At 69.7% G+C, this 22932-nt stretch carries 18 protein-coding genes; 14 read left to right on the top strand and 4 right to left on the bottom strand.

All coding sequences use genetic code 11. The annotated features are described in order from the left end of the window. Positions 1–139 precede the first annotated feature (139 nt). From dxr to ACYVD1_RS22300, 7 genes are all read left to right on the top strand, one after another. Entirely contained in the window at positions 140–1342 is a 1203-nt protein-coding gene (dxr, locus tag ACYVD1_RS22330) for a 1-deoxy-D-xylulose-5-phosphate reductoisomerase (RefSeq protein WP_460776204.1), read from the top strand. A 28-nt stretch (positions 1343–1370) separates the two neighbouring features. Then, positions 1371–2729, top strand: coding sequence for a M50 family metallopeptidase (locus ACYVD1_RS22325; RefSeq protein WP_460776167.1), 1359 nt, complete (start codon positions 1371–1373; stop codon positions 2727–2729). A 206-nt stretch (positions 2730–2935) separates the two neighbouring features. Further along, positions 2936–4087 carry a flavodoxin-dependent (E)-4-hydroxy-3-methylbut-2-enyl-diphosphate synthase gene (ispG, locus tag ACYVD1_RS22320; protein ID WP_460776165.1) on the top strand — a complete coding sequence of 384 codons (1152 nt, stop codon included), beginning with the start codon at positions 2936–2938 and terminating at the stop codon, positions 4085–4087. 411 nt (positions 4088–4498) lie between these two features. Then, on the top strand, positions 4499–5959 hold the full coding sequence (locus ACYVD1_RS22315) for an amino acid permease (RefSeq protein WP_460776162.1): 1461 nt from the start codon (positions 4499–4501) through the stop codon (positions 5957–5959). A 198-nt stretch (positions 5960–6157) separates the two neighbouring features. Then, positions 6158–6961 carry a carbon-nitrogen hydrolase family protein gene (locus ACYVD1_RS22310; RefSeq protein WP_460776160.1) on the top strand — a complete coding sequence of 268 codons (804 nt, stop codon included), beginning with the start codon at positions 6158–6160 and terminating at the stop codon, positions 6959–6961. Between the two features lie 108 nt (positions 6962–7069). Then, positions 7070–8791, top strand: a complete 1722-nt coding sequence (locus ACYVD1_RS22305) for a flavin monoamine oxidase family protein (RefSeq protein ID WP_460776158.1) — start codon at positions 7070–7072, stop codon at positions 8789–8791. Between the two features lie 265 nt (positions 8792–9056). Beyond that, positions 9057–9827 (top strand): IclR family transcriptional regulator, encoded by a 771-nt coding sequence (locus ACYVD1_RS22300; RefSeq protein WP_460776155.1) that lies wholly within the window; start codon positions 9057–9059, stop codon positions 9825–9827. Between the two features lie 2 nt (positions 9828–9829). On the opposite strand, the gene ACYVD1_RS22295 is transcribed toward ACYVD1_RS22300, so the two are convergent. Together ACYVD1_RS22295 and ACYVD1_RS22290 are read right to left on the bottom strand one after the other, a co-directional pair. Beyond that, on the bottom strand, positions 9830–11218 hold the full coding sequence (locus ACYVD1_RS22295; RefSeq protein ID WP_460776153.1) for an MFS transporter: 1389 nt from the start codon (positions 11216–11218) through the stop codon (positions 9830–9832). Between the two features lie 286 nt (positions 11219–11504). Next, complete coding sequence (locus ACYVD1_RS22290) at positions 11505–11969, bottom strand: Lrp/AsnC family transcriptional regulator (protein WP_460776150.1); 465 nt, start codon at positions 11967–11969, stop codon at positions 11505–11507. A gap of 143 nt (positions 11970–12112) precedes the next feature. On the opposite strand from ACYVD1_RS22290, the gene ACYVD1_RS22285 reads away from it, so the two are divergent. Both ACYVD1_RS22285 and ACYVD1_RS22280 read left to right on the top strand, forming a co-directional pair. Further along, a complete protein-coding gene (locus tag ACYVD1_RS22285) occupies positions 12113–13810 on the top strand; it encodes an alpha/beta hydrolase (RefSeq protein ID WP_460776147.1) in 1698 nt (565 codons plus the stop codon). 87 nt (positions 13811–13897) lie between these two features. Further along, positions 13898–14740, top strand: coding sequence for a GNAT family N-acetyltransferase (locus tag ACYVD1_RS22280; protein ID WP_460776145.1), 843 nt, complete (start codon positions 13898–13900; stop codon positions 14738–14740). A 126-nt stretch (positions 14741–14866) separates the two neighbouring features. Here ACYVD1_RS22280 and ACYVD1_RS22275 read toward each other — a convergent pair whose 3' ends face one another. Then, entirely contained in the window at positions 14867–15442 is a 576-nt protein-coding gene (locus ACYVD1_RS22275; protein WP_460776143.1) for a CGNR zinc finger domain-containing protein, read from the bottom strand. A gap of 102 nt (positions 15443–15544) precedes the next feature. Between ACYVD1_RS22275 and ACYVD1_RS22270 the strand changes: the two genes are divergently transcribed. The 5 genes from ACYVD1_RS22270 (at position 15545) to ACYVD1_RS22250 (ending at position 21510) form a co-directional block, all read left to right on the top strand. Further along, positions 15545–16717, top strand: a complete 1173-nt coding sequence (locus ACYVD1_RS22270) for an epoxide hydrolase family protein (RefSeq protein ID WP_460776141.1) — start codon at positions 15545–15547, stop codon at positions 16715–16717. A 268-nt stretch (positions 16718–16985) separates the two neighbouring features. Further along, positions 16986–18215 (top strand): multidrug effflux MFS transporter, encoded by a 1230-nt coding sequence (locus tag ACYVD1_RS22265; RefSeq protein ID WP_460776138.1) that lies wholly within the window; start codon positions 16986–16988, stop codon positions 18213–18215. A gap of 252 nt (positions 18216–18467) precedes the next feature. Further along, on the top strand, positions 18468–19181 hold the full coding sequence (locus ACYVD1_RS22260; RefSeq protein ID WP_460776135.1) for a type 1 glutamine amidotransferase domain-containing protein: 714 nt from the start codon (positions 18468–18470) through the stop codon (positions 19179–19181). Between the two features lie 149 nt (positions 19182–19330). After that, the gene (locus tag ACYVD1_RS22255; RefSeq protein WP_460776132.1) at positions 19331–20290 is read left to right on the top strand and encodes an NAD(P)H-quinone oxidoreductase; all 960 of its coding nucleotides are present in this window, start codon (positions 19331–19333) and stop codon (positions 20288–20290) included. 98 nt (positions 20291–20388) lie between these two features. Continuing rightward, positions 20389–21510 (top strand): saccharopine dehydrogenase family protein, encoded by a 1122-nt coding sequence (locus tag ACYVD1_RS22250; RefSeq protein ID WP_460776130.1) that lies wholly within the window; start codon positions 20389–20391, stop codon positions 21508–21510. 87 nt (positions 21511–21597) lie between these two features. On the opposite strand, the gene ACYVD1_RS22245 is transcribed toward ACYVD1_RS22250, so the two are convergent. Next, on the bottom strand, positions 21598–22857 hold the full coding sequence (locus tag ACYVD1_RS22245; RefSeq protein WP_460776127.1) for an NADH:flavin oxidoreductase/NADH oxidase family protein: 1260 nt from the start codon (positions 22855–22857) through the stop codon (positions 21598–21600). Positions 22858–22932 lie beyond the last annotated feature (75 nt).

Genomic DNA, 22932 nt, shown 5'->3' with positions numbered 1-22932 from the left:
TAACGAGTTAAGTTAAGCCATTCGCACGCCGCTGTAAAGACACGCACCTGTAAAGACCCGGGTTCCCGAAGGGCCGAGGCCTCTACTCCGGCGGGTGCGTGACAATGGAGGGGTGCGAGAAGAACAGCAGCGAACAGTAGTGATCCTGGGTTCGACCGGTTCGATCGGCACCCAGGCCATCGACATCGTCCAGCGCAATCCCGAGCGCTTCCGGGTGGTGGGGCTGGCCGCGGGCGGCGGCCGCGTGGATCTGCTCGCCAAGCAGGCGGTGCAGCTCGGGGTCGACCGGGTGGCCGTGGCGGACACGGCCCAGGCCGCCGAGCTCACGCGGCTCGTCGGCGAGCAGGGCGGTACCGCCGAAGTGCTGGCCGGGGCCGACGGTGTCGCCGAACTGGCCGGCTCGCCGTGCGACGTCGTCCTCAACGGGATCACCGGCGCGCTGGGCCTGGAGTCCACGCTCGCCGCGCTGCGCGCCGGGAACACCCTCGCCCTGGCCAACAAGGAGTCCCTGATCATCGGCGGGCCCCTGGTCCGCGACCTGGCCGAACCCGGCCAGATCATCCCGGTCGACTCCGAGCACTACGCCATCGCCCAGTGCTTCCCGTACCGCCCCTGGGAAGAGTTGACCAGCCCGGCCCAGGGCCTGGTGCACGCCCGGCTGAGCGAGGTGCGCCGCCTGGTCGTCACCGCCAGCGGCGGCCCCTTCCGCGGCCGCCGCGGCGACGAGCTCGCCGACGTCACCCCGGCCGAGGCGCTCAACCACCCGACCTGGAGCATGGGCCCGGTCATCACCGTCAATTCCGCCACCCTGGTCAACAAGGGGCTGGAGGTGATCGAGGCCCACCTGCTGTTCGACATCCCCATCGACCGGATCGACGTGGTCGTGCACCCGCAGTCGATCGTGCACTCCATGGTCGAGTACGTGGACGGCACCACCCTGGCCAAGGCAAGCCCGCCCAGCATGATGATCCCGATCGCCTACGGGATCGGCGCACCGCAGCGCGTCCCCGACGTGGCGCCCGGCATGGACTGGACCAAGGCGCAGAGCTGGACCTTCGAGCCCCTGGACGACGGGGCCTTCCCCGCCGTCCGGCTGGCCGCGGAGGTCGGTTCGGCGGGCGGAACCGCCCCGGCCGTCTACAACGCGGCCAACGAGGAGGCGGTCGACGCCTTCCTCGGGGGAAACCTCGCGTTCCCGTCCATCATGGACACCGTTGCCCAGGTAGTCTCTGAACACCAGCGGACGGACCGGCCCGGGGCCCCGACCCTGACCCTGGACGACGTGTACGCCGCTGACACCTGGGCCCGAACCCGCGCGCACGAGCTGCTCGCCCGCGGCTGAGGACCGACACTGGCTTGAGGAGAGATACATGGTCGTGCTGCTGACCGTGGTCGGGATCATCCTGTTCTTCGTGGGACTGCTGTTCTCGATCGCTTGGCATGAGCTCGGCCATATGTCCACGGCCAAGATGTTCGGGATCAAGTGCACCGAGTTCATGGTGGGCTTCGGCAAGACCCTGTGGTCCTTCCGCAGGGGCGAGACCGAGTACGGGATCAAGGCCGTGCCGCTGGGCGGCTTCGTGCGCATGGTCGGCATGCTCCCGCCCGGGCAGCGGGCGGCCGACGGCAGTTCCCGCAAGATGTCGCGGTGGCGGGCGATGGCCGAGGACGCCAGGGAGGCCTCCTACGTGGAGCTGGCCCCCGAGGACCAGGACCGGCAGTTCTACCAGCGCGCCCCCTGGAAGCGCCTGATCGTCATGTTCGCCGGTCCGGGGATGAACCTCATCCTCGCCACGTTCCTGCTCGGCGTGGTCTTCATGGGTTTCGGGGTCCCCAAGAGCAGCACCGAGGTCGGCGAGGTCCAGGACTGCGTGGTCCCCGCCGGTTCCACCGTCACCGAGTGCACCGACGAATTCGACCCCACCCCCGCCGCGGAGGCCGGGCTGGAGGCCGATGACGTCATCGTCTCCGTCGGCGGAGTGGAGACCCCGGAGTGGGTGCACGCCAACCAGCAGATCCGCGATTCCGTCGGCCCCACGGAGTTCGGTATCGAGCGCGACGGCGAGCGCTTCACCACCACCGTCGACCTCATCGAGAACGAGCTGCCCGCCCGCGACGCCGAGGGCGACTACGTCTACGAGGTCGACGAGCAGGGCGACCACGTCTACGACGACCAGGGCCACAGGGTCCGGGCCACCGAGACCGTCGGCTTCCTGGGCATCGTGTTCGTCCAGGAGCGCGAACCCCTCTCGGTGACCGAGTCCGCCGCCGAGGTGGGCGTCATGCTGGTCAACGTCGGTGAGGCGATCATCGCCCTGCCCAGCCGGGTGCCCGAGGTGTTCGGCGCCGCCTTCCTGGGCGAGCAGCGCACCGAGGACTCCCCGGTGGGCATCGTCGGCATCTCCCGGATCGGCGGCGAGATCATGTCCCAGGGCCTGCCGGTGGTGGACACCGCCGCGATTATGCTCAACATCCTCGCCGGGGTGAACCTCTTCCTCTTCGCCTTCAACATGCTGCCGATCCTGCCGCTGGACGGCGGCCACATGCTCGGGGCGATCTGGGAGTCCATCAAGAAGTGGACCGCGCGGCTGTTCCGCAAGCCGGACCCAGGGCCGGTCGACGTCGCCTTGCTGACACCTGTGGCCTATGTCGTGGTGGCCTGTTTCCTGGTGTTCAGTGTCATTTTGCTCGTGGCGGACCTGGTCAACCCGGTGCTCCTGTTCGGCTGATCCGGTGTGAATGCTCCCACTTCGGCCGTGCGTTCCCTCAAGGGCGGGTAACCTTGGGGTCGCGTTCCGGGAACGGCGCCGCGGCCGAGGCCGCTGGTACAGGTGCACCCGAACGCGGCTCCGGGCGCTGTTCCGGGCGCCCTTCCTCACGAACCGGACGACCACAAGTGCCGCCCCCCTCCGGCGGCAGACGAGGTGAATCAAGCGTGACCATCGATCTCGGTATCCCCGCAACTCCGCCGCGCCCGATGGCGACCCGGCGCACGACGCGGCAGATCATGGTCGGGAACGTTCCCGTCGGTGGGGACGCCCCGGTGTCCGTGCAGTCGATGACCACCACCCGCACCGCCGACATCAACGCGACGCTCCAGCAGATCGCCGAGCTGACCGCCTCCGGTTGTCAGATCGTCCGGGTGGCCGTGCCCACCAACGACGATGCCGAGGCGCTGCCGGTCATCGCGAAGAAGTCGCAGATCCCGGTGATCGCCGACATCCACTTCCAGCCCAAGTACGTGTTCGCCGCGATTGAGGCCGGCTGCGCCGCCGTGCGCGTCAACCCGGGCAACATCAAGAAGTTCGACGACAAGGTCGCGGAGATCGCCAAGGCGGCCGGCGACGCGGGCACCCCGATCCGGATCGGGGTCAACGCCGGTTCGCTCGACAAGCGCCTGCTGGAGAAGTACGGCAAGGCCACGCCCGAGGCGCTGGTGGAGTCCGCGCTGTGGGAGTGCTCGCTGTTCGAGGAGCACGGTTTCCGCGACATCAAGATCTCGGTCAAGCACAACGACCCGGTCGTGATGGTCAACGCCTACCGGCTCCTGTCCGAGTCGTGCGACTACCCGCTGCACCTGGGTGTCACCGAGGCCGGCCCGGCCTTCCAGGGCACCATCAAGTCCTCCGTGGCCTTCGGCGCGCTGCTGTCGGAGGGGATCGGCGACACCATCCGCGTCTCCCTGTCGGCCCCGCCGGCCGAGGAGGTCAAGGTCGGTGCGCAGATCCTGGAGTCCATGGGCCTGCGCGAGCGCGGCCTGGAGATCGTGTCCTGCCCGAGCTGCGGCCGCGCCCAGGTGGACGTGTACACGCTCGCCGAGGAGGTCACCGCGGGGCTCGAGGGCATGGAGGTGCCGCTGCGCGTTGCCGTCATGGGCTGCGTCGTCAACGGCCCGGGTGAGGCCCGTGACGCCGACCTCGGTGTAGCCTCCGGCAACGGCAAGGGCCAGATCTTCGTCAAGGGCGAGGTCATCAAGACGGTGCCCGAGTCCAAGATCGTGGAGACCCTCATCGAGGAGGCCATGCGCATCGCGGAGGAGATGGGCGAGAGCGGGGCCGAGGGCGAGCCCAGCGTGTCCGTCGCCTGACCGGCCGGCACCACACCGCTTCTGAGGGGGAGCACGGCGAACGCCGTGCTCCCCCTTTTGCGTGGGTGGAACAGCGCGTGGTCGAGACCGTGTGCGGGGGAACAGTGTGCGGGCGGAACAGGTCGGGGCTCGGGGCGCTTACATCTAACGATGCGCTCAGGTCGCCCAACGTTGCAGGTCAAGCGAGTGTCATCACGGAGAGTCAGGTCATATGGCATGCGTCACTCTTGTGTGCGTTTTCTTGCGCGCAGACGCATGATTGCGCCGGAGAAGCCAGACAAACGCAACGTATGTGGGTCATGTTACTCAGGCAACGCCATTAACGTTGCCTAGGGCACATTTGGGGCGCCGTTGGTTCGAGACGGCGCCGAACTTGTGTCTCAGTCCCGTAGAACGTCGAGGAGTCATTTCGTGGTGGACCAGAAGACCCGCGTGCCCGAGGGCACGGGTGTGCCCACGCTCGGGCAGCGCCTGAGCCGGCGCAAGCCCGTCGAGAAGCTGGTGGCGGAGACCGAGAGCGGAACCGGGCTGCGCCGCACCATGGGCTTCTGGCAGCTGTCCATGATCGGTATCGGCGCCACTCTGGGCACCGGTATCTTCGTGGTCCTCGGCGAGGCCGTCCCGATCGCCGGCCCCGCCGTCATTCTGGCGTTCGTCCTGGCCGGCGTCACCGCGCTCTTCTCCGCCCTCGCCTACGCCGAGATGGCCGGGATGATCCCCGCCTCCGGTTCGGCCTACTCCTACAGCTACGCCACCATGGGCGAGTTCATGGCCTGGGTGTGCGGCTGGTGCCTGATGCTCACCTACGGCGTCTCCGTCGCTGCGGTCGGCGTCGGCTGGGGCCAGTACATCAACGAGCTCCTGTACCTGACCACCGGGCTGGCTCTGCCCGTCGAGTTCCTGGTCGGCCCCATGGAGGGCGGCCTGATCAACGCGCCCGCCGCGATCGTGGTCCTGCTGTCGATGTTCGCCCTGCTCGCGGGAGTCCGCGAGAGCACGCGCGCCAACGCCGTCATGGTGGTCATCAAGGTCGCCGTCCTGGTGATGTTCGTGGCCATCGCGATCACCGCCGTGCAGGACGGCAACTTCGCCCCGTTCATGCCGATGGGCATGGCCGGTGTCTCGGCCGCCGGCGCCACCCTGTTCTTCTCCTACATCGGCTTCGACTCCGCCTCCACCGCGAGCGAGGAGGCCAAGAACCCGCAGCGCGACCTGCCGCGCGCCATCATGTTCTCGATGATCGTGGTCACCGCGATCTACTGCCTGGTGGCCTTCAGCGCGGTCGGCGCACTCAACTGGACGGAGTTCGCCGAGGGGGAGACCTCCCTCGCCGGGATCCTGACCATGGTCACCGGAACGCCGATCTGGGCGGTCGTCTTCGCGGCCGGCGCCGTGTTGGCCCTGGCCAGCGTCGTCCTGGTCGTGCTCTACAGCCAGACCCGCATCCTGTTCGCGATGTCCCGGGACGGGCTCATCCCCAAGGCCTTCTCCAAGGTCGACGCCAAGGGCACCCCGCGCGCCAACACCGTCATCACGTCGCTGTTCATCGCCTTCCTGGCGGCGCTCATCCCGCTCGGTCCGCTCGCCGACGCCACCGCGATCGGCACGCTCTTCGCCTTCGCCCTGGTCAACGTGGCCGTCCTGGTCCTGCGCAAGCGCCGCCCCGACCTCAAGCGCGCCTTCCGGATGCCCGGCGCCCCGGTCACCCCGGTCCTCGGCGTCCTGGCCTGCGCCTACCTGATGTTCAGCATGTCGTTGAGCGTCTGGGTGGCCTTCGGTGTCTGGCTCGCGCTGGGCCTGGCCATCTACTTCGGTTACGGCATGCGCCGTTCCGCCCTCGAGACCGAACCCGCCTTCGAGGTCCGTTCCTAGCGCTTCCGCCCCGCCCCGGCCCACCGCGCCAAGCCCGAGTCGGTGGGTCGGGGCGCGAAGAGGAGATTGTGCGCAACAGAACACTGCCGTTCGGCGGGAAGTCGCAACAGAGTGCACGCCCGGCGCACGGTTTCCACGCGGGTGTCCACCTAGAGTGGACGCGGCCGAACAGCGACGACACACCGGGGGTGAAGAGCGATGCCCACACCACTGCGCGTGGCCCTCGACCAGGGCACGGGACGCAGCGGCGACACCGCCGACGCCCTCGACCGGCTCCGGGACCGGGCCCGAGTGGCCGCGGCCCACGGCGCCGCCCTATTGGTCAGCCCGGAGATGTCGCTGACCGGGTACAACATCGGTGCTGAGGTCGACCGGCTGGCCGAGCCCGCGGACGGGCCGCTCTTCGACGCGGTGTCCCGGATCGCCGCCGACACCGGCTTGGCGATCGTCTACGGCTTCGCCGAGCGCGCCGACGGGAATGTGTACAACGCGGTACAGCTCGTGGACGCCACGGGGGCTTCCCAGGCGTTGTACCGCAAGGCCCACCTGTACGGCGGCCTCGACCGGGACCTCTTCAGCCCCGGAGGCGAGCTGGTCGTCCAGGCCGACATCGGGGGCCACCGGCTCGGCTTCCTGGTCTGCTACGACGTGGAGTTCCCCGAGGCGGTGCGCGCGCACGCGCTGGCCGGGACCACGTTCCTCGTCGTGCCCACCGCCCTGATGGGCCCCAACACCTCAGTGGCCACCCTCCTCGCCCCGGCTCGGGCGATGGAGAACCAGATCCACCTCGCGTACGTCAACCGCTGTGACACCGAGGGTGAGCTCGACTACGTCGGGCTGAGCGCCCTCGTGGGGCCCGACGGCACCGAACTGCTGCGCGCCGGTCCCACGGAGGCCCTGCTGGTCGGCGACGTCGACCCCGCGGCCGCCGAGGAGACCCGGGCCGAGCTCTCCTACCTGGGGGACCGCCGCCCGGATCTGTACTCCGCCCCGCTGAACTGACCGGCACCGACCACTCCGGGAAGTCTGCGGACACCGAACACCCCGGGAAGGCCGCGGACACCACGCGCACCACACCCGCCATCCCCGTGCCCAGTGAAGGAGGGCCTCATGACGTCTGCCGTGCCCACGGCCGCCGGTAACGCTCCCGCCAACGCCTCGGCGGACGACCGTCCCCTGACCATGTCAGGGCCCGACTTCCCGTTCGCCTACGACTCCTTCCTGGCCTCCCCGGCCGGGCTGGGCCAGGTGCCCGCCGAGCACCACGGCGCCGAGGTCGCGGTCATCGGCGGCGGCCTGTCCGGCATCGTCGCCGCCTACGAGCTCATGAAGATGGGTCTGCGGCCAGTCGTGTACGAAGCGGACCGGATCGGCGGGCGCCTGCGCACCGAGCGCCTGCCGGGCTGCCCCGACGACGTGGTCGCCGAGATGGGCGCGATGCGCTTCCCGCCGTCGTCCACCGCCTTCTGGCACTACGCGGACCGGATGGGCCTGCGTACCAACGCCTTCCCGAACCCGCTCTCCGACGCCACCCCGAGCACCGTCGTCGACCTCAAGGGCGAGTCGCACTACGCGACGCACCTGGACGACCTGCCCGACGTCTACCGCGACGTGGCGCAGGCCTGGGACCGGACGCTGGAGAGCGTCGACCACACCCGGATGCAGACGGCGATCCGGGAACGCGACGTGGCCGCGCAGAAGGAGATCTGGAACCGGCTGGTCGAGAAGCTGGACAACCAGACCTTCTACGGATTCCTGTGCGAGTCCCCGGGCTTCTCCTCCTTCCGCAACCGGGAGATCTTCGGTCAGGTGGGCTTCGGCACGGGCGGCTGGGACACCGACTTCCCCAACTCCATCCTGGAGATCCTGCGGGTCACCTACACCGGGGCGGACGACGACCACATGGGCATCGTCGGCGGCGTCGACCAGCTCCCGCTGCGCCTCTGGGAGGACGCACCGGACAAGCTCGTGCACTGGGCCCAGGGCACGTCTTTGTCCTCGCTGCACGGCGGCGAGGCCCGCCCGGCGGTCACCGCCCTGCGCCGCACGTCCGCCAAGGGCTCCCCGGCGGGCAACATCACGGTCACCGACGCCTCCGGTTCCACCCGGACCTACCCCTCCGCGGTGTTCACGGCGCAGTCGTGGATGATGCTGTCCAAGATCGACTGCGACGACGACCTGCTGCCGATCGACCACTGGACGGCGATCGAGCGCACCCACTACATGGAGTCCTCGAAGCTGTTCGTGCCGGTGGACCGCGCCTTCTGGCGCGACAAGGACCCGGAGACCGGCAGGGACGTCATGAGCATGACGCTCACCGACCGCATGACCCGGGGTACCTACCTGCTGGAGGGCGAGGACCCGGACGGCCCCGCGGCGATCTGCATGTCGTACACCTGGTGCGACGACTCGCTCAAGTGGCTGCCGCTGTCGGCCAACGAGCGCATGGAGGTCATGCTGGCGTCGCTCGGCAAGATCTATCCGAACGTCGACATCCGCTCCCACATCACGGGTGACCCGGTCACCGTCTCGTGGGAGGACGAGCCGTACTTCATGGGCGCGTTCAAGGCCAACCTGCCCGGCCACTACCGCTACCAGCGGCGCCTGTTCACGCACTTCCACCAGGAGGACCTGGCCGAGCGCCACCGGGGCCTGTTCCTCGCCGGCGACGACGTGTCCTGGACGGCGGGCTGGGCCGAGGGAGCGGTGCAGACCGCCCTGAACGCGGTGTGGGGCGTCATGCACCACTTCGGCGGCGAGACCGACCCGATCAACCCCGGCCCCGGCGACCTCTTCGACGAGCTCGCCCCGGTCACCCTCCCGGACGACTGACCCGGCGAACGGACCGCGCTGGGCCATGGCCCCTCCGAGTCCCTCCGGGGTCTCGGCCCACGGGCTGTGGAGGATGCGGGCGTCCGTGTACTGTCCTCAGGCAGGGAAGGCACCCGTGGTACCTGCGGTCCCCCGTGTCCGGAGGGGCGCTCGGCCACGGGTACGCCTCCCCGCCGGCGAGGAACGGGAGCCGTGCGAGACGGTCATGGCCGTTGCGTCCAGGGCCAGCACGGCCCCGGCCCGTGCTCGAACCCTGAGGACGACGATGGCGAACGCGGTGGACGGAAGAAGGTCGGTCACGAGCAAGGTGCTGGCGCTGTTGGGCGCCTTCACACCCGACACGCCCGAACTCAACCTGACCGAGTTGGCCCGGCAGGCCCGAATCTCCCTGCCCACCGCGCACCGCCGGGTCTCCGAACTCGTCGAGTGGGGTGCGCTGGAACGCGGATCGGACGGCCGCTACCGGATCGGTCTGCGCCTGTGGGAGGTGGCCTCCCTGGCCCCTCGCGGCCTGGGCCTCCGAGAGGCGGCCAGGCCCTTCCTGGAGGACCTGTACGAGGTGACCCGGGAGAACGTGCAGCTCGCGGTCAGGGAAGGCAGCGAACTCGTCTTCGTCGAGCGGATCGGCGGGCGGGACGCCGTCCCGGTCCTGACCCGAATCGGCGGCCGGTTCGACCTGCACCCCACCGGCGTCGGCATGGTGCTGCTCGCCTACGCGCCCGCCGACGTCCAGGAGGAGATCCTGTCGTCGCCGCTGCGCGCCTACACCCCGAGGACGGTGACCGACCCCGTGGACCTGCGCCTGAGGTTGGCGGAGGTGCGTCAGAAGGGCTACTCGGTCAGTGAGGGCCAGGTGACCACCGACGCGCTGTCCGTGGCGGCGCCCGTGTTCGGCTCCGACGGCTCCGTCGTCGCCGCCGTCTCTTTGGTGGTGCGGCTCGACGACGCGCGTCCCCGTGCCCTGGCGCCCCTGGTGCAGGAGGCCGCCCGGGGGATCTCCCGGGCACTGAGCACCGCTTCGGCCGGCGACTCCTAGTCCTAGCCTCGGCGGTCCCCTGGTGGCCCTTCGCCGTGTGCTGCCTCCGGTGCCTGGCCGGCCGTGTCGGGATCCGTGGAGGCCAGGCGCGCACCGCTGCCGCGCAGGCAGGCCACGGCGATCCCGCCGAGGACGAACACGCCGGCGGTGACCGCGTAGAGCTGGCCGGAGGACCACCCGGCGTCCAGGAGCGCGCCGGTGATGAGCGGGGCCAGGATCGCGCCGAGCCGGCCCACCCCGATCGCCCAGCCGACGCCGGTCGAACGCACGGAGGCGGTGTACAGCGAGGGCGTGATCGCGTACAGGCCCGCCACGCAGCCGTTGCTGAACAGGCCGATCGCACCGCCGAGCGCGAACGCCAGACCCAGGACCCCGGTGGTGGGCACGAACGCCACTAGCAGGACCGCGGCCAGGAGCATGTACACCACGAGGACGCGCTTCAGGGCGAAGCGGGCGGCGGCCACACCCAGGATCGCGGCGCCGAAGATCCCGCCGACGTTGAGGAGCGTGCCCCCGGTGATGCCCTCGTTGGCGGAGAGGCCCGCCTCCACCAGCAGTGTCGGCGTCCAGGAGGTCACGAAGTAGAAGCCGTACATCACCATGAAGAACGCCACCCACACCAAGAGCGTCGAGCGCACGGTCTCCGGCGTGAGCAGTTGGCGCACCTGGCCCTTGGGCTTCGTGTCCTGTGCGGTCACCGGGGGCAGGGCCTTCAGCGCGGGCTGGCCGATCCTGCGCATCAGCGCGTTGACCCGCTCCAGCGCATGTGCGGGGCGCTTCGAGAGCAGGTGGTCCAGGGACTCGGGAAGCCGGACCAGGACGATGGGGATGAGGACCACTGTCATCAGTCCGCCCACGAGGAAGACCGAACGCCAGCCGAACTGGTCGATCAGCAGCACGGAGAGGACACCGCCCGCGGTCGCGCCCACCGCGAATCCGGCCGAGTTGAGGCTGACCGCCAGTCCCCGCCAGCGCTGGTTGGCGGACTCGCTGGCGATCACGTTCGCCGAAGCGAGCATGGCGCCGATGCCCACGCCGGTGAGGATGCGCAGGAGCCCCAGCTGGGCCGCGTCCTGGGCGACGGACGACAGCAGCATGCCGACCGCGGCGATGACCAGGCTGAGCAGGGTGAGATTGCGGCGTCCGATGAAGTCGCCGAGCGGCGCCAACAGGATGGACCCGGCGGCCATGCCGAACAGCCCCGCGCTGAGGAGGAAGCCGACCTGGGCGCCGGAGAGCCCCCAGTCGGCGGCGACGGCATTGGCGGTGAAGGCCATGACGAGGACGTCGAATCCGTCCGAGACGTTCAGGGCGACGCAGATGATGACCGTCCCCCACTGGAACCGTGTCATCGCGCTGGCGTCGATGCGCTCTCGCAGCTGAGCAGCCATCTGGGACGAACCCTCCGGGGCGGGGATGTGAATCGCACCACATGGTCACGGGTGCTCGTGCGGGGCGCAACATGCCTTTTCACTCAGTGAAAGACTCGTCGCGGTGAACCTCCCTCGGCGACTGGATCCGGACGGTTACCTCGGTCCGCTCGACGTGAGCGCGGTGATGAGACGCCGCCAGTCACCCGGGTGGATCCGCACCCGGACGGCCTCGGGCTGGAGGGCACGGGCTCTCGCAAGGGTTCTGGCCGGCGGGGCTCGGCTGGGGCGTGTCCGCCGGACCACCTTAGGGCAGGTCGGCGGTTCCGGCCAGGATGGGCTGGTCGACCAGGCGCGACAGCACCAGGGTGCTCTTGGTGCGCACGACGAAGGACTCGGCGCCGATGCGCTCGATGACCTCTTCGAGGTGCTGGGTGTCGCGGGCGCGGATCTGCACTATGGCGTCGGCCTCACCGGTGACCGTGCACGCCGAGGTGATCTCCGCGTAGCCCGACAGGCCCTTGCGTATCTCCCCCGGGGAGGTCCGCGCGCGGCAGTAGAGCTCGATGAAGGCCTCCGTCGTCCAACCGACGGCCTGCGGTTCGACCACCACGGTGAAGCCGCGTACGGCGCCCGAGTCGACGAGGCGGTCTACGCGGCGCTTGACGGCGGACGGGCTCAGTCCGACCTCGCCGCCGATCTCGGCGAAGCTCATCCGCGCGTCCGCGCCGAGTATCGCGATGATTCGCTCATCGACGCGATCCAGCCGCATTGTGCCCCTTTGTCTGTGTCTGATCCGACCAGGGCACATGTTACCGCCGGAGTGCCCAAACGGGTCCCGTGTCGTTTCCTTGTGTCACGCTGAGTAGCGGAAAGAATGCTTGGGGGAATGTAGTCGACATCGGGGGTCAACGAGTGCGAGTCCGTACCGGCACACAGCGGGCGGCTGTCTCCGCCGGGGTCCTCCTCGCCTCCCTCGTAGTTGCTCCACCCGTGTCCGCCGACACGGTTCAGTCCGCCGGGCCTGGTGGCCAGGCCGCTGACATCGACCAGGCCGACCGCATCGACCAGAAGGCCCTGGGCTGGCAGCCCTGCACGGACCTCGACCCGGTCGACGGCGAGGACCTCGAGTGCGCCACCGTCACCGTCCCCATGGCACGCACCGCCGACGGCGAGCGCGCCACGGGCCCGGACGGAGACCCGGCCGCAACGGTCGAGATCGCGCTCTCCCGCGTCCCCGCCACCGGGGCCGCCGAGCACACTCTGCTGGTCAACCCCGGCGGTCCCGGCAGCGCCGGTCGCCTGTGGGCCGCGCACACCCACCACCGGATGCCCGAGGAGCTCCGCGAGACCTACGACGTGGTCGCCTTCGACCCCCGCGGCATGGGCGCCTCGGAACCAGCGATCAGCTGCGACCCCGGCTTCTTCGCACCCGTCCGCAAGGACACCGTTCCAGCCGACGCGGCCGAGGAGGAGGCCCTGCACGCCGACGCCGAGGCCTACGCCGAAGCCTGCGCGGAGGACGCCGGTCCGCTGCTGGACCACATGCGCACCGAGGACTCCGCGCACGACATGGACGCCATCCGGGTCGCCCTCGACCTCGAACAGGTCGACTACCTGGGCTACTCCTACGGCGGCTACCTCGGAACCGTCTACGCCTCCCGCTACCCGGACAGTGTGCGGGCCGTGGTCCTGGACAGCGCCGTCAACCCGGACAACCCGTGGCACGAGAGCAACCTCGTGCAGAGCCGTGCCCTGGACCGCGCCGCCGGCAACTTCTTCGACTGGGTCGCCCGCCACGACGACACCTACGGCCTGGGGGCCGACGGCGGAGCCGTCGCGGACGCCTACTACGGCCTGCGCGCCGAGGTCCGCGACCACCCCGTCGGGGACACGGTCGGACCCACAGAGCTGGAGGGGGCCGTCATCGTCGTCGCCTACAGCGGCCAGGCCTGGCCCGCGGTGGCCGACGCCCTGTCCGCCCAGATCAACGACGACGACCCGGCCCCGCTCCTCGACCTCCACGAGACGCACGGGGACCACGCCGAGGACGACCCCGCCTACGGCGGCTACCTCGCGGTGCAGTGCACCGACACCGTCTGGCCCGACGACCGCCAGACGTGGCGCGCCAACGCCCAGGAGGCGCACGAGGACGCACCCTTCATGGGATGGCACAACATCTGGTACAACGCGCCCTGTGCCTCCTGGCCGGGGGAGTCCGACGCCTGGTTCCAGGTCGGTGACGACCCAGGCGATCACCCCGCCTACGACGGCGACGTCCTCGTCGTGCACGCCACCGGTGACGGCGCCACCCCCGTGGAGGGCTCCTACGCCCTCCGCGACCGGCTGCCCGGAGCCTCTCTGGTGATCGAGGAGGGCGGCATCACGCACGGTGTCTCGCTCACCGGAAACACCTGCGTCGACGAGGCCGTCGTCGACTACCTCCAGGACGGAACCCTCCCCGAGCGCGGGGCCGAGGGTCCGGACCTGACCTGCGATGCCCAACCCGCCCCCGATCCGCGCACCGCACAGACCGCCCCTCACGCGCCGCTGACAGGATTTGGTCCAATCGGCACCGAACACCCAGGTGAGTCCGGCCAGGTGGTGGAATAAGCTGGAATCGGCGCGAATTCGTCGTGGGCCCGTGGGCCGATCCGGTATCCCGCCGGACACGGTGACCGGGTAGATGGGGGAGATGCGATGCTGCGGACCTCGCCGGTTCGGATTCTGGGAGAACGCGACCGGGAGGCCGTCCAAGTACTTCTGGACTCCGACCCCGTGGGCAACGTCTTCGTGGCCTCGCGTCTGATGAGCACCGGTATCTCCGGTGGCGGTGTGGGAGCGGAAGTCTGGGGCCATGTCGAGCGCGGCAGGTTGACCGCCCTGTGCTACTCGGGCGCCAACCTCGTTCCGGTCAACGCCGGTCCGGCGGCCGTGCGCAGCTTCGCCGACCACGCCCGCTGGCGCGGTCGCCGGTGCTCGTCGATCGTCGGCCCGGTGGAGGCGGTCAGCGACTTCTGGCAGCAGGTCACCCCGGCCTGGGGCGCGGCCCGGGTGATCCGGGAGAGTCAGCCCGTTCTGGAGATCGACGGTCCGCCCTCCGTGCCCGCGGACCCGCTCGTGCGCCGCGTGCGCGTCGCCGAGATCAACACCCTGGTACCCGCCTGCGTGGCCATGTTCACCGAGGAGGTCGGCGTCCCGCCGGACTCGGGCGACGGCGGTGCCCTGTACCGCGCCCGCGTCGAGGAACTGGTCCGCACCGGTCGGGCGTTCGCGCGGATCGAGGACGGCCGGGTGGTGTTCAAGGCGGAGATCGGCGCCGTGACCAGGCACGCCTGCCAGGTCCAGGGGGTGTGGGTCCACCCGGACCTGCGCGGCCAGGGCCACTCCAGCGCGGGCATGGCCGCCGTGGTCAACTACGCGCTGGCCGAGATCGCACCCAGGGTCACGCTGTACGTCAACGACTTCAACACACCGGCCCGCGCCACCTACCGGAGAGTCGGCTTCCGGCAGGTGGGCGAGGTCATGTCGGTGCTCTTCTGAGGGCTCTTCCAGGCGCGCTCCGCACGGGTTGAAGGCCGGACGGGGAGACTGTCCTGGCCCCGGTGCTTTCCGCGTGCCGCGTGCCGGTTGAAGCGCGGGGCGGCCTTGATGCGCCGAGGGTAACGGTTACTGCGTTGTTCCAGTGTTCTTGCGCTGGCTGGCGTTGAAGCGCGCTTTCTTCTGGCGGTTCCCGCACGTGTTCATGTCACACCATTTGCGGGTGCGGCTCTGACTGGTGTCGAAGAACGCGGCCCGGCAGGTGGGCGATGCGCACAAGGCCAGTTTTCCGTCCCGTTCGCCCGCGATGATGCTGATCGCGTCGGCGGCGACGACGCTGAGGGCGTCCTCTACGCGGGGGGTCGGGCCGAGCCGCCACTGCCGATTTCCCTCGGGCGTCAGAACGGCCGCGGACCGCCCCTGAACGCTGAAGTCATTGATGGTCTGGACAGCGGGCGCTGGGAGAGGGTCCTGATTCGCGGCCGCTGTCGCGGCGGCGTGGATTGCTTCCCTCAGTTCCCGGGCGCGTTCCAGCTGTCCGGTGGTGCAGGAGTCCACGGCGAGCCCGTTCACCCCGAGCCAGTCGACGAGTCGCTGCGGCGTGGGAATGCGCTCCAGGGCGTCGCCGCGGCGCTCCGTCAGTGTCGCCGTGAAGCTGGTCGTCAGCTCGGTGCCGGGGCGGAAGTCAGGGAACTGTGCAGACATGGAACCACCTTAGCTGGTTGCCGTTCGGCGATCCGGGATGCTAGAACCGTCTTAGATGGTTCGCGAGACACGCAACCGGTTCTGCGATGGCCAGGAGGTCTCATGCCCCGTCCAACCAGCGGCGTACAAGCATTCGAAGCCCACGCAACCGCCGCCGACCTCGACGATCTGCGCGCACGGCTGGCCGCGGCGCGACTGCCGGAAGCCGAGACGGTCTATCGCGCCGCACCCGACCCCCGCCGGTGGGAACAGGGCGTTCCCCTCTCCGACCTCGTCGAAGTCGTGGACTACTGGCGCACCGGATACGACTGGCGGTCGTTCGAAGAGCGCCTCAACCGGATCGGCCAGTTCCGCACGACCATTGATGGCCTGGGCATCCACTTCCTGCACCGCCGGTCCGCGCGCGCAGATGCCACGCCGTTGATCGTGACGCACGGCTGGCCGGGCAGTATCGCCGAGTTCGTCGACGTGGTGGACGAACTGGCAGATCCGAAAGACGCGGACGCGCCGGCGTTCCACGTCGTGGTTCCCTCGCTCCCGGGCTTCGGTTACAGCGACAAGCCGACCACCACCGGGTGGGGAACCGAAAAGATCGCGGCCGCATGGGTGGAGCTGATGGGCAGGCTCGGCTACAAGCAGTTCGCAGCCCACGGCGGCGACTGGGGAGGTATCGTCACGACGGTTCTCGGCGGCAGGTTCCCGGAGCAGGTTCTCGGCATCCACACAACGGTCGCGCAGGCACCGCCCGGGTTGTCAACGGACGGGCTGACGGAGGCCGAACGCAAGTGGACCGAGGACACCCGCGATTTCTGGCGCCACCGCGCGGCGTACGCGAAGCAGCAGGCGACCCGGCCGCAGACCACCGGCTACGCGCTCGTCGACTCACCGGTCGGGCTTCTCGCCTGGATTCTCGACAAGTTCGCCGAGTGGACGGACACCGAGGACAGCCCGTTCGAGACGATTTCCATGGACAGGGTTCTGGACAACGTCACCCTGTACTGGCTGACGCGGAGCGGCGCATCGGCGGCCCGCATCTACTACGAAAGCCACAACTCGCTCGATCCCGAACTCCGGGTCGACGTCCCGTCAGCGATCACCATGTATCCCCACGACATCGAGAAGAGCCCGCGCCCCTGGGCACAGGAGCGGTACCGGCAGATCGTCCGATGGAGGTCGCCCGAGACCGGGGGACACTTCCCGTCGCTGGAGATGCCCGGGTACTTCGTCAGGGACCTGCGGGAAGGCCTCGCGGCGGTGCTGGCCGCTTCCCGGTGATTACGGCCGGGTGCCGGGACCGGAACGAGCCCGCGCCCTTCCCGGGGCGGTTCGACCGGACACCCGCACGACCAGCGCGCCCAACCGGCCCCGGTCCACCGGTGCCGTACAAGCGCGGGGAGGCGAGCGGACCCCGACGTCTGGAGGGCTGTTCCTGACGAGTCCGTGTCACATTCGCCGCGCACCCGGGGCGCTCCGGGGCCCTTCTCGGTACCGTGGACACAGTCATCCCACCTCTCCCCGTTCGCTCGTGCCCGAGAGGGGCCCCATGCTCCGCAACCCGACCGGGCGTGACCGCCTGGGTCTGGCCCTCCTGCTCGCCATGCTGACGGTGTTGGGCCCGCTCAACATCGACATGTACCTCCCGGCCTTTCCCGAGATCTCCGAGGACCTCGGGGCCAACGCCTCGCAGGTGCAGCTCAGCCTCACCGCCTGCCTGGTCGGGCTCGCCGTCGGCCAGGTGGTGATCGGCCCGATCAGCGACTCCCGGGGCAGGCGCGGCCCGCTCCTGGTCTGCATCGCCCTGTTCGTGCTGGCCTCGGCGCTGTGCGCGCTCGCGCCCAACACGGCGATGCTGGTGCTGGGCCGGTTCCTCCAGGGGTTCACCGCGAGCGCGGGCGTGGTGCTCTCCCGAGCGGTGGTGCGCGACGTCTTCGACGGCGCCGCCCTCACCCGGTTCTTCGCCCTGATCATGGTCGTGGTCGCGGTGGCGCCCATGGTGGCCCCGATCATCGGCGGCGGGGTCCTGTGGCTGCCCTTCACGGACTGGCGGAGCATCTTCTGGACGCTGGCGCTGCTCGGCGCGCTCATCGCCGGGATCGTCGCGCTGCGGCTGACGGAGACCCTGCCGACGGAACGGCGGATCCCCAGCACCCTGGGAAGCAGCCTGCGCACGATGGGGGTGCTGCTGCGGGACCGCCGGTACCTGGGGTACACGCTCATCGTGGGGCTGCTGCACGGCGGGAGTTTCGCCTACGTCGCCGGGACCCCGTTCGTGTACCAGGACCTGTACGGGGTGTCCCCGCAGGTGTTCGGGTTCCTGTTCGGGGTCAACGGGCTCGCGATCATCCTGGGCAGTGCCGCGGTGGGGCGGCTCAGCGAGCGGTTCGGCGAGCGCCCCCTGCTCCGTGTCGCGGTGGTCACCGCCGTCGCGGCCACCTCGGTGGTGCTCGCCACGGCGTCCCTGCAGGGCCCGCTGGTGCTGCTGGTCGTGCCGATCTTCGTGTACATGACCTGCATGGGGGCGATCCTGACCGGTTCCTTCGCGCTGGCGATGGAGGGGCAGGAGAACCGGGCGGGGAGCGCGAGCTCGCTGCTGGGTGCGCTGCCGATGTTCGTGGGTGCGCTGGTCGCACCCTTGGTGGGCCTGGACGAGACCACCGCCGTGCCGATGGGGCTGTTGCTGTTCGGTAGTTCGGCGCTCGGGCTGCTGGTCATGGTGACGATGACGCGCCCGCCCGCCAGGGCTGCGGTTCCTGAGTCCGACCCGCTTCCGTGAGGGGTAGCGGGTGCGAGTACGCATTGGGTAGATGCCAGCGGTCCACGAAGGGCGCCGCCTGGTGGGGTGCGGACTCGCGAAAGGCGGGTAACAGGAGCCCGCCGGATCCGTCACAGGCTGACCGTCGGCGTCAGGCCCTCGCGTTGAACCAACGCGGCGTCATTGACGGCCGGTGCCTTTCCCCTTAATGTGATCAGTGTATACATTCCGGCCGGTTTGCGTGTGGCGGGATGGTGACGGGAGGGCGGGAAAATGACGAGCGTACTGATGGTGATCACGGCTGCGGACCGGTGGACTCTGAGTGACGGGACCGTGCATCCGTCGGGTTACTGGGCCGAGGAGGTCGCGGTGCCGCACCGGATCTTCTCGGAGGCCGGATGGGATATCACCGTTGCGACGCCGGAGGGGAAGGCCCCCACGCTCGACCAGCTCAGCCTGGGGTTGGCCGGGGGGACTCCGGGCAAACGCCGTGCGGTGAAGAACTACCTGGACTCCATCCAGGGCGTCCTCGACCATCCGGTGGCGCTCGACGGCGTCGATCCGGACGCGTTCGACCTCGTCTTCTATCCGGGTGGCCACGGCCCCATGGAGGACCTTGCCTACGACCCGCTGTCCGGGGCGCTGCTGGCGGAGCGGCTGGAGTCCGGTAGGCCGCTGGCACTGCTGTGCCACGCCCCGGCCGCCGTTCTCGCGGCGACCGGCCCCGGTGGAGCATCCACCTTCGCCGGGCGCCGGATGACCGGGCTCTCCAATCGGGAGGAGCTGCTCAACCGGTTCGCGAAGAAGGCGCCGTGGCTTTTGGAGGACCGCCTGAAGGAGGCGGGTGTGGAGTACTCCAAGGGGCTGATCCCGCTGCGCCCCCATGTCGTGGTCGACGGGAACCTCTATACGGGGCAGAACCCGCAGTCCTCAGAGAAGCTGGCTGAGCGGCTCGTCGCCGACGTCGGTGCTCAGCGGGGCCGTTGATCCCCGGGTAGGCCCAGTGTGGTCGTCGCGCGGTCGTCGCGTGGCGTCCGCCATTGAATGTTGACGCCGCATACTTCGACCTCCTAATGTGAACAGTGTATACATCAGGCGTCTCCGGCGACCTGATCCAGCCCTGTGAACGGAGTGTCATGAAGGCGATCACGATCGATGGGTTTGGTGGTCCCGAGGTTCTGAAGTGGACCGAGGTGGAGGACCCGGTGCCCGCACCCGGCGAGGTCCTCGTGGATGTGGCGGCCAGCGCCGTGAATCGGGCGGACGTGGTGCAGAGGATCGGGCTGTACCCCGTCCCTGAGGGCGCGTCGCCCTACCCGGGCCTGGAGGTCTCGGGGCGGATCAGCGCCCTCGGCGAGGGGGTGGCCGGCTGGCAGGTGGGTGACGAGGTGGCCGCGCTGCTCACCGGTGGCGGCTACGCGCAGAAGGTCGCAGTCCCGGCCGGGCAGCTGCTCACCGTGCCCGAGGGGGTCGGCCTGGTCGAGGCCGCCTCCCTGCCCGAGGCGGCCACTACGGTGTGGTCCAACGTCTTCATGACCGCCGGACTGAAAGTGGGGGAGACCCTTCTCGTGCACGGCGGCGCCGGCGGGATCGGCACCTTGGCGATCCAGATCGCCAAGGCACGGGGCGCGCGCGTGGTCACCACAGTCGGCGGCCACGCGCAGGCCGCCAGGGTACGGGAGCTGGGCGCGGACGTGGCCGTCGACTACCGCACCGGGGACTTCGCCGAGCACGGTCCCTACGACGTCGTCCTCGACATCATCGGCGGGCAGAACCTGGAGCGCAACGTCCGGTCGCTGGCCACAGACGGACGCCTGGTCGTCATCGGACTCCAAGCCGGTTTGGAAGCCCCGCTCAACCTCGCAGAGATGCTGTTCAAGCGCCTATCGGTGTTCGGTACCACCCTGCGCTCCCGGCCCTTGGAGCAGAAGGCCGCCATCGTGGCCGAGGTACAGGAGCAGGTCTGGCCGCTGATCGAGGCCGGGGCCGTGCGGCAGGTCATCGACCAGAGCGTGCCGCTGTCCGATGCCGCCGAGGCGCACCGGCTCCTGGAGGAGGGAAGCCACTTCGGCAAGCTCCTGCTGGTCAACGAGTAGCCCCGCCGCCGGAGGCACCACCTCCAACCGGGGTGGTGCCTTCGCAGCCTTCAACGCCTGCACGGACTCCCCAGACTCCACGAAGGAGAACCGCACCGATGACCAGCCGAATCCTCCTCCTGGGCGCCACCGGTTACACCGGCGGCCTCGTCCTGGACGCGCTCCTGCGCCGCGGCGTGCGACCGACCGTCGCCGGGCGCAACCCTGCTGCTTTGGCTGCCCTCGCCGAAAGCTCCGGCGGACTCGACCACGCGGTGGTCGACGCGGGCGACCCCGCAAGCCTGCGCGAGCAGTTGCGCCGGGGCGACGTCCTCATCACCACGGTCGGCCCCTTCGAGCGCTACGGGTACCCCGTAGCGGAGGCCGCAGCCGACATCGGTGCCCACTACATCGACTCCACCGGCGAGGTCGGCTTCGTCCGCAACCTGTACGAGCGCTACGACCAGCGCGCCAAGGAGAGCGGGGCGGTGATGCTCCCGGCCTTCGGCTACGACTACGTGCCCGGCATCCTCGCCGGAGCCCTGGCCCTGCAGCGGGCAGGGGACTACGCCCGCGCCCTCGACATCGGATACTTCGCTACTGCCCCGCTCCGCAAGGGGATCAGCCAGGGGACCCGCACCACGATGCGCGACGGTCTGACCCTGCCGTCGACGCGCCTGCACCGGCACCGGCTGGTCGACGAGCGCACCGCCTCGCGCGTGCGCGACTTCACCCTGCCCGGCGGCCGTAGATCCGCTTTCCTGGTCTCGGGCACCGAAGTGCTGTTCCTGCCCAACACCTTCCCCGAGCTCAGCGGGATCACCGTCTACAACGGCTGGTTCCCCGCACTCAGCCGCCCGCTCTCCGTGGTGTCAGCCGTTGCCAACGCCGTGAACCGGCTGCCCGGCGGCAGCACACTGACCGAACTCCTGACCCGCCCGATGGCCGGCGGCCCGCCCGGGGGTCCGGACGCCTCCGAACGCGCACGCAACCGCAGCTACGTGGTCGCCTCGGCGTCGACCGGTGTCCCGCGCAGTGTTCCACTGGCCGAGGTCCACGTCGAGGGCCCCAACCCCTACAGCCTCACAGGTGAGCTCATGGCCTGGGCCGCCCAACACCTCGCCAGTAGTTCCGGGGCCACACGGCCGGACACCGCGCCGGGGGTCGTCGGTCCCATTGAGGCCTTCGGCCTCGAAACCCTCCGCGAGGCGTGCGCGGAGATCGGACTCGGCCCTCGTTGACCGGGTAGCTCTCCGAACCGAGGTGGGCCGGTCACGGGGGACGGATACCCGTGACCGGCCCGGTCTGTGGATGGCTGAGCCGTTCGGTCACGCGGCCCGGTCCGCTGTCACGGCGGGCCGCGCGGGCAGCCAGGCGCGGTAGCGGCGCAGTGCCTGGCGCTGGCGGATCTGCTCCGAGAGCAGCGCGTAAGCCGGGTGGATGCCGGGTCTGGGGGCACTTCCTCGGGCGATTCGGCGCAGCTGGACGCGTACCTGCGCCATGCTCGCGAGCGAGGCGAGTGCCTTGTCGTTCCAGGTGACCCGCCGCATCTGCCCGTCGGCCTCTCGGCGGTCGCGCCAGCGGCGGGGCAGGTCCGGGGTGACGGAGAGGGCGGTGCCCATTCCCACCACCGCGACGCCGCTGGCCAGGACCTGCTCGGCGGTGGAACGCTGAGTGATCCCTCCGGTGAGCATCAGCGGCAGAGGGCTGGTCTCGACCAGGTCCTTGGCAAGCTCCAAGAAGTAGGCCTCGCGTGCCTGGGTGCGTGAGTCGGCGGACCGGCCGCTCATCGCCGGGCTCTCATAGCTGCCGCCCGACAGCTCGACCAGGTCGACCCCGAGCGGCTCAAGCATCGCGATCACCCGTCGGGCGTCGTCGGCGCTGAACCCTCCGCGCTGGAAGTCGGCAGAGTTGAGCTTGACTGCCACGGCGAAGGCCGGGGAGACGGCGGCACGGATGGCGCGGACCACGTCCAGCAGCATCCGTGCCCGGTTCTCCAGCGATCCGCCCCAGGCATCGGTGCGCTGGTTGACCAGCGGGGACAGGAACTGCGATAGCAGGTAGCCGTGGGCGGCGTGGACCTCCACACCGTCGAAGCCAGCCTCCTCGGCGCGCCGGGCGGTGACCGCGAACCGTGCCACGGTCGCATCGATCTGTTCCGGGGTCATGGCGACAGGGCGGCCGAAACGGCTGCTGTGTTTGCCCAAGTCGACGCCGACGGCTGAAGGGGCCCACACGACCCCGGGCATGTCGGCCTGGACCTGGCGGCCGGGGTGGTTGATCTGCATCCACACCGCCGAGCCACCGGACTTGGCTGCCTTGGCCCACGCGGCGAACGGCCCCAGCGGTGCGGCATCGTCGAGCACGACCCCGGCAGGTCCGGTCAGCGCCTCGGCGTGGACCATAACGTTGCCGGTGATCAGCAGTCCGGTGCCGCCAGCGGACCAGCGCTGGTAGAGCGCGAGCAGCTGTTGGTCGGGAAGCTGTCCGTCACCTGCCATGTTCTCCTCCATGGCGGCTTTCGCGATCCGGTTGCCGAGGAGTGCCCCGGAGCGCAAGGGTAGTGGCGAGAACAGGTGGCTAGTCATCCGGTTTCCCCTTTTTTGTCTGTTTCGAGTAATATGTATTCATTGCTTACATTAGACGACTGATGTAATCACCGT

Source organism: Nocardiopsis nanhaiensis (genome assembly GCF_054778635.1).
The sequence above is the reverse complement of the archived record's forward strand: the minus strand, read 5'-3'. Positions and strand labels throughout refer to the sequence as shown.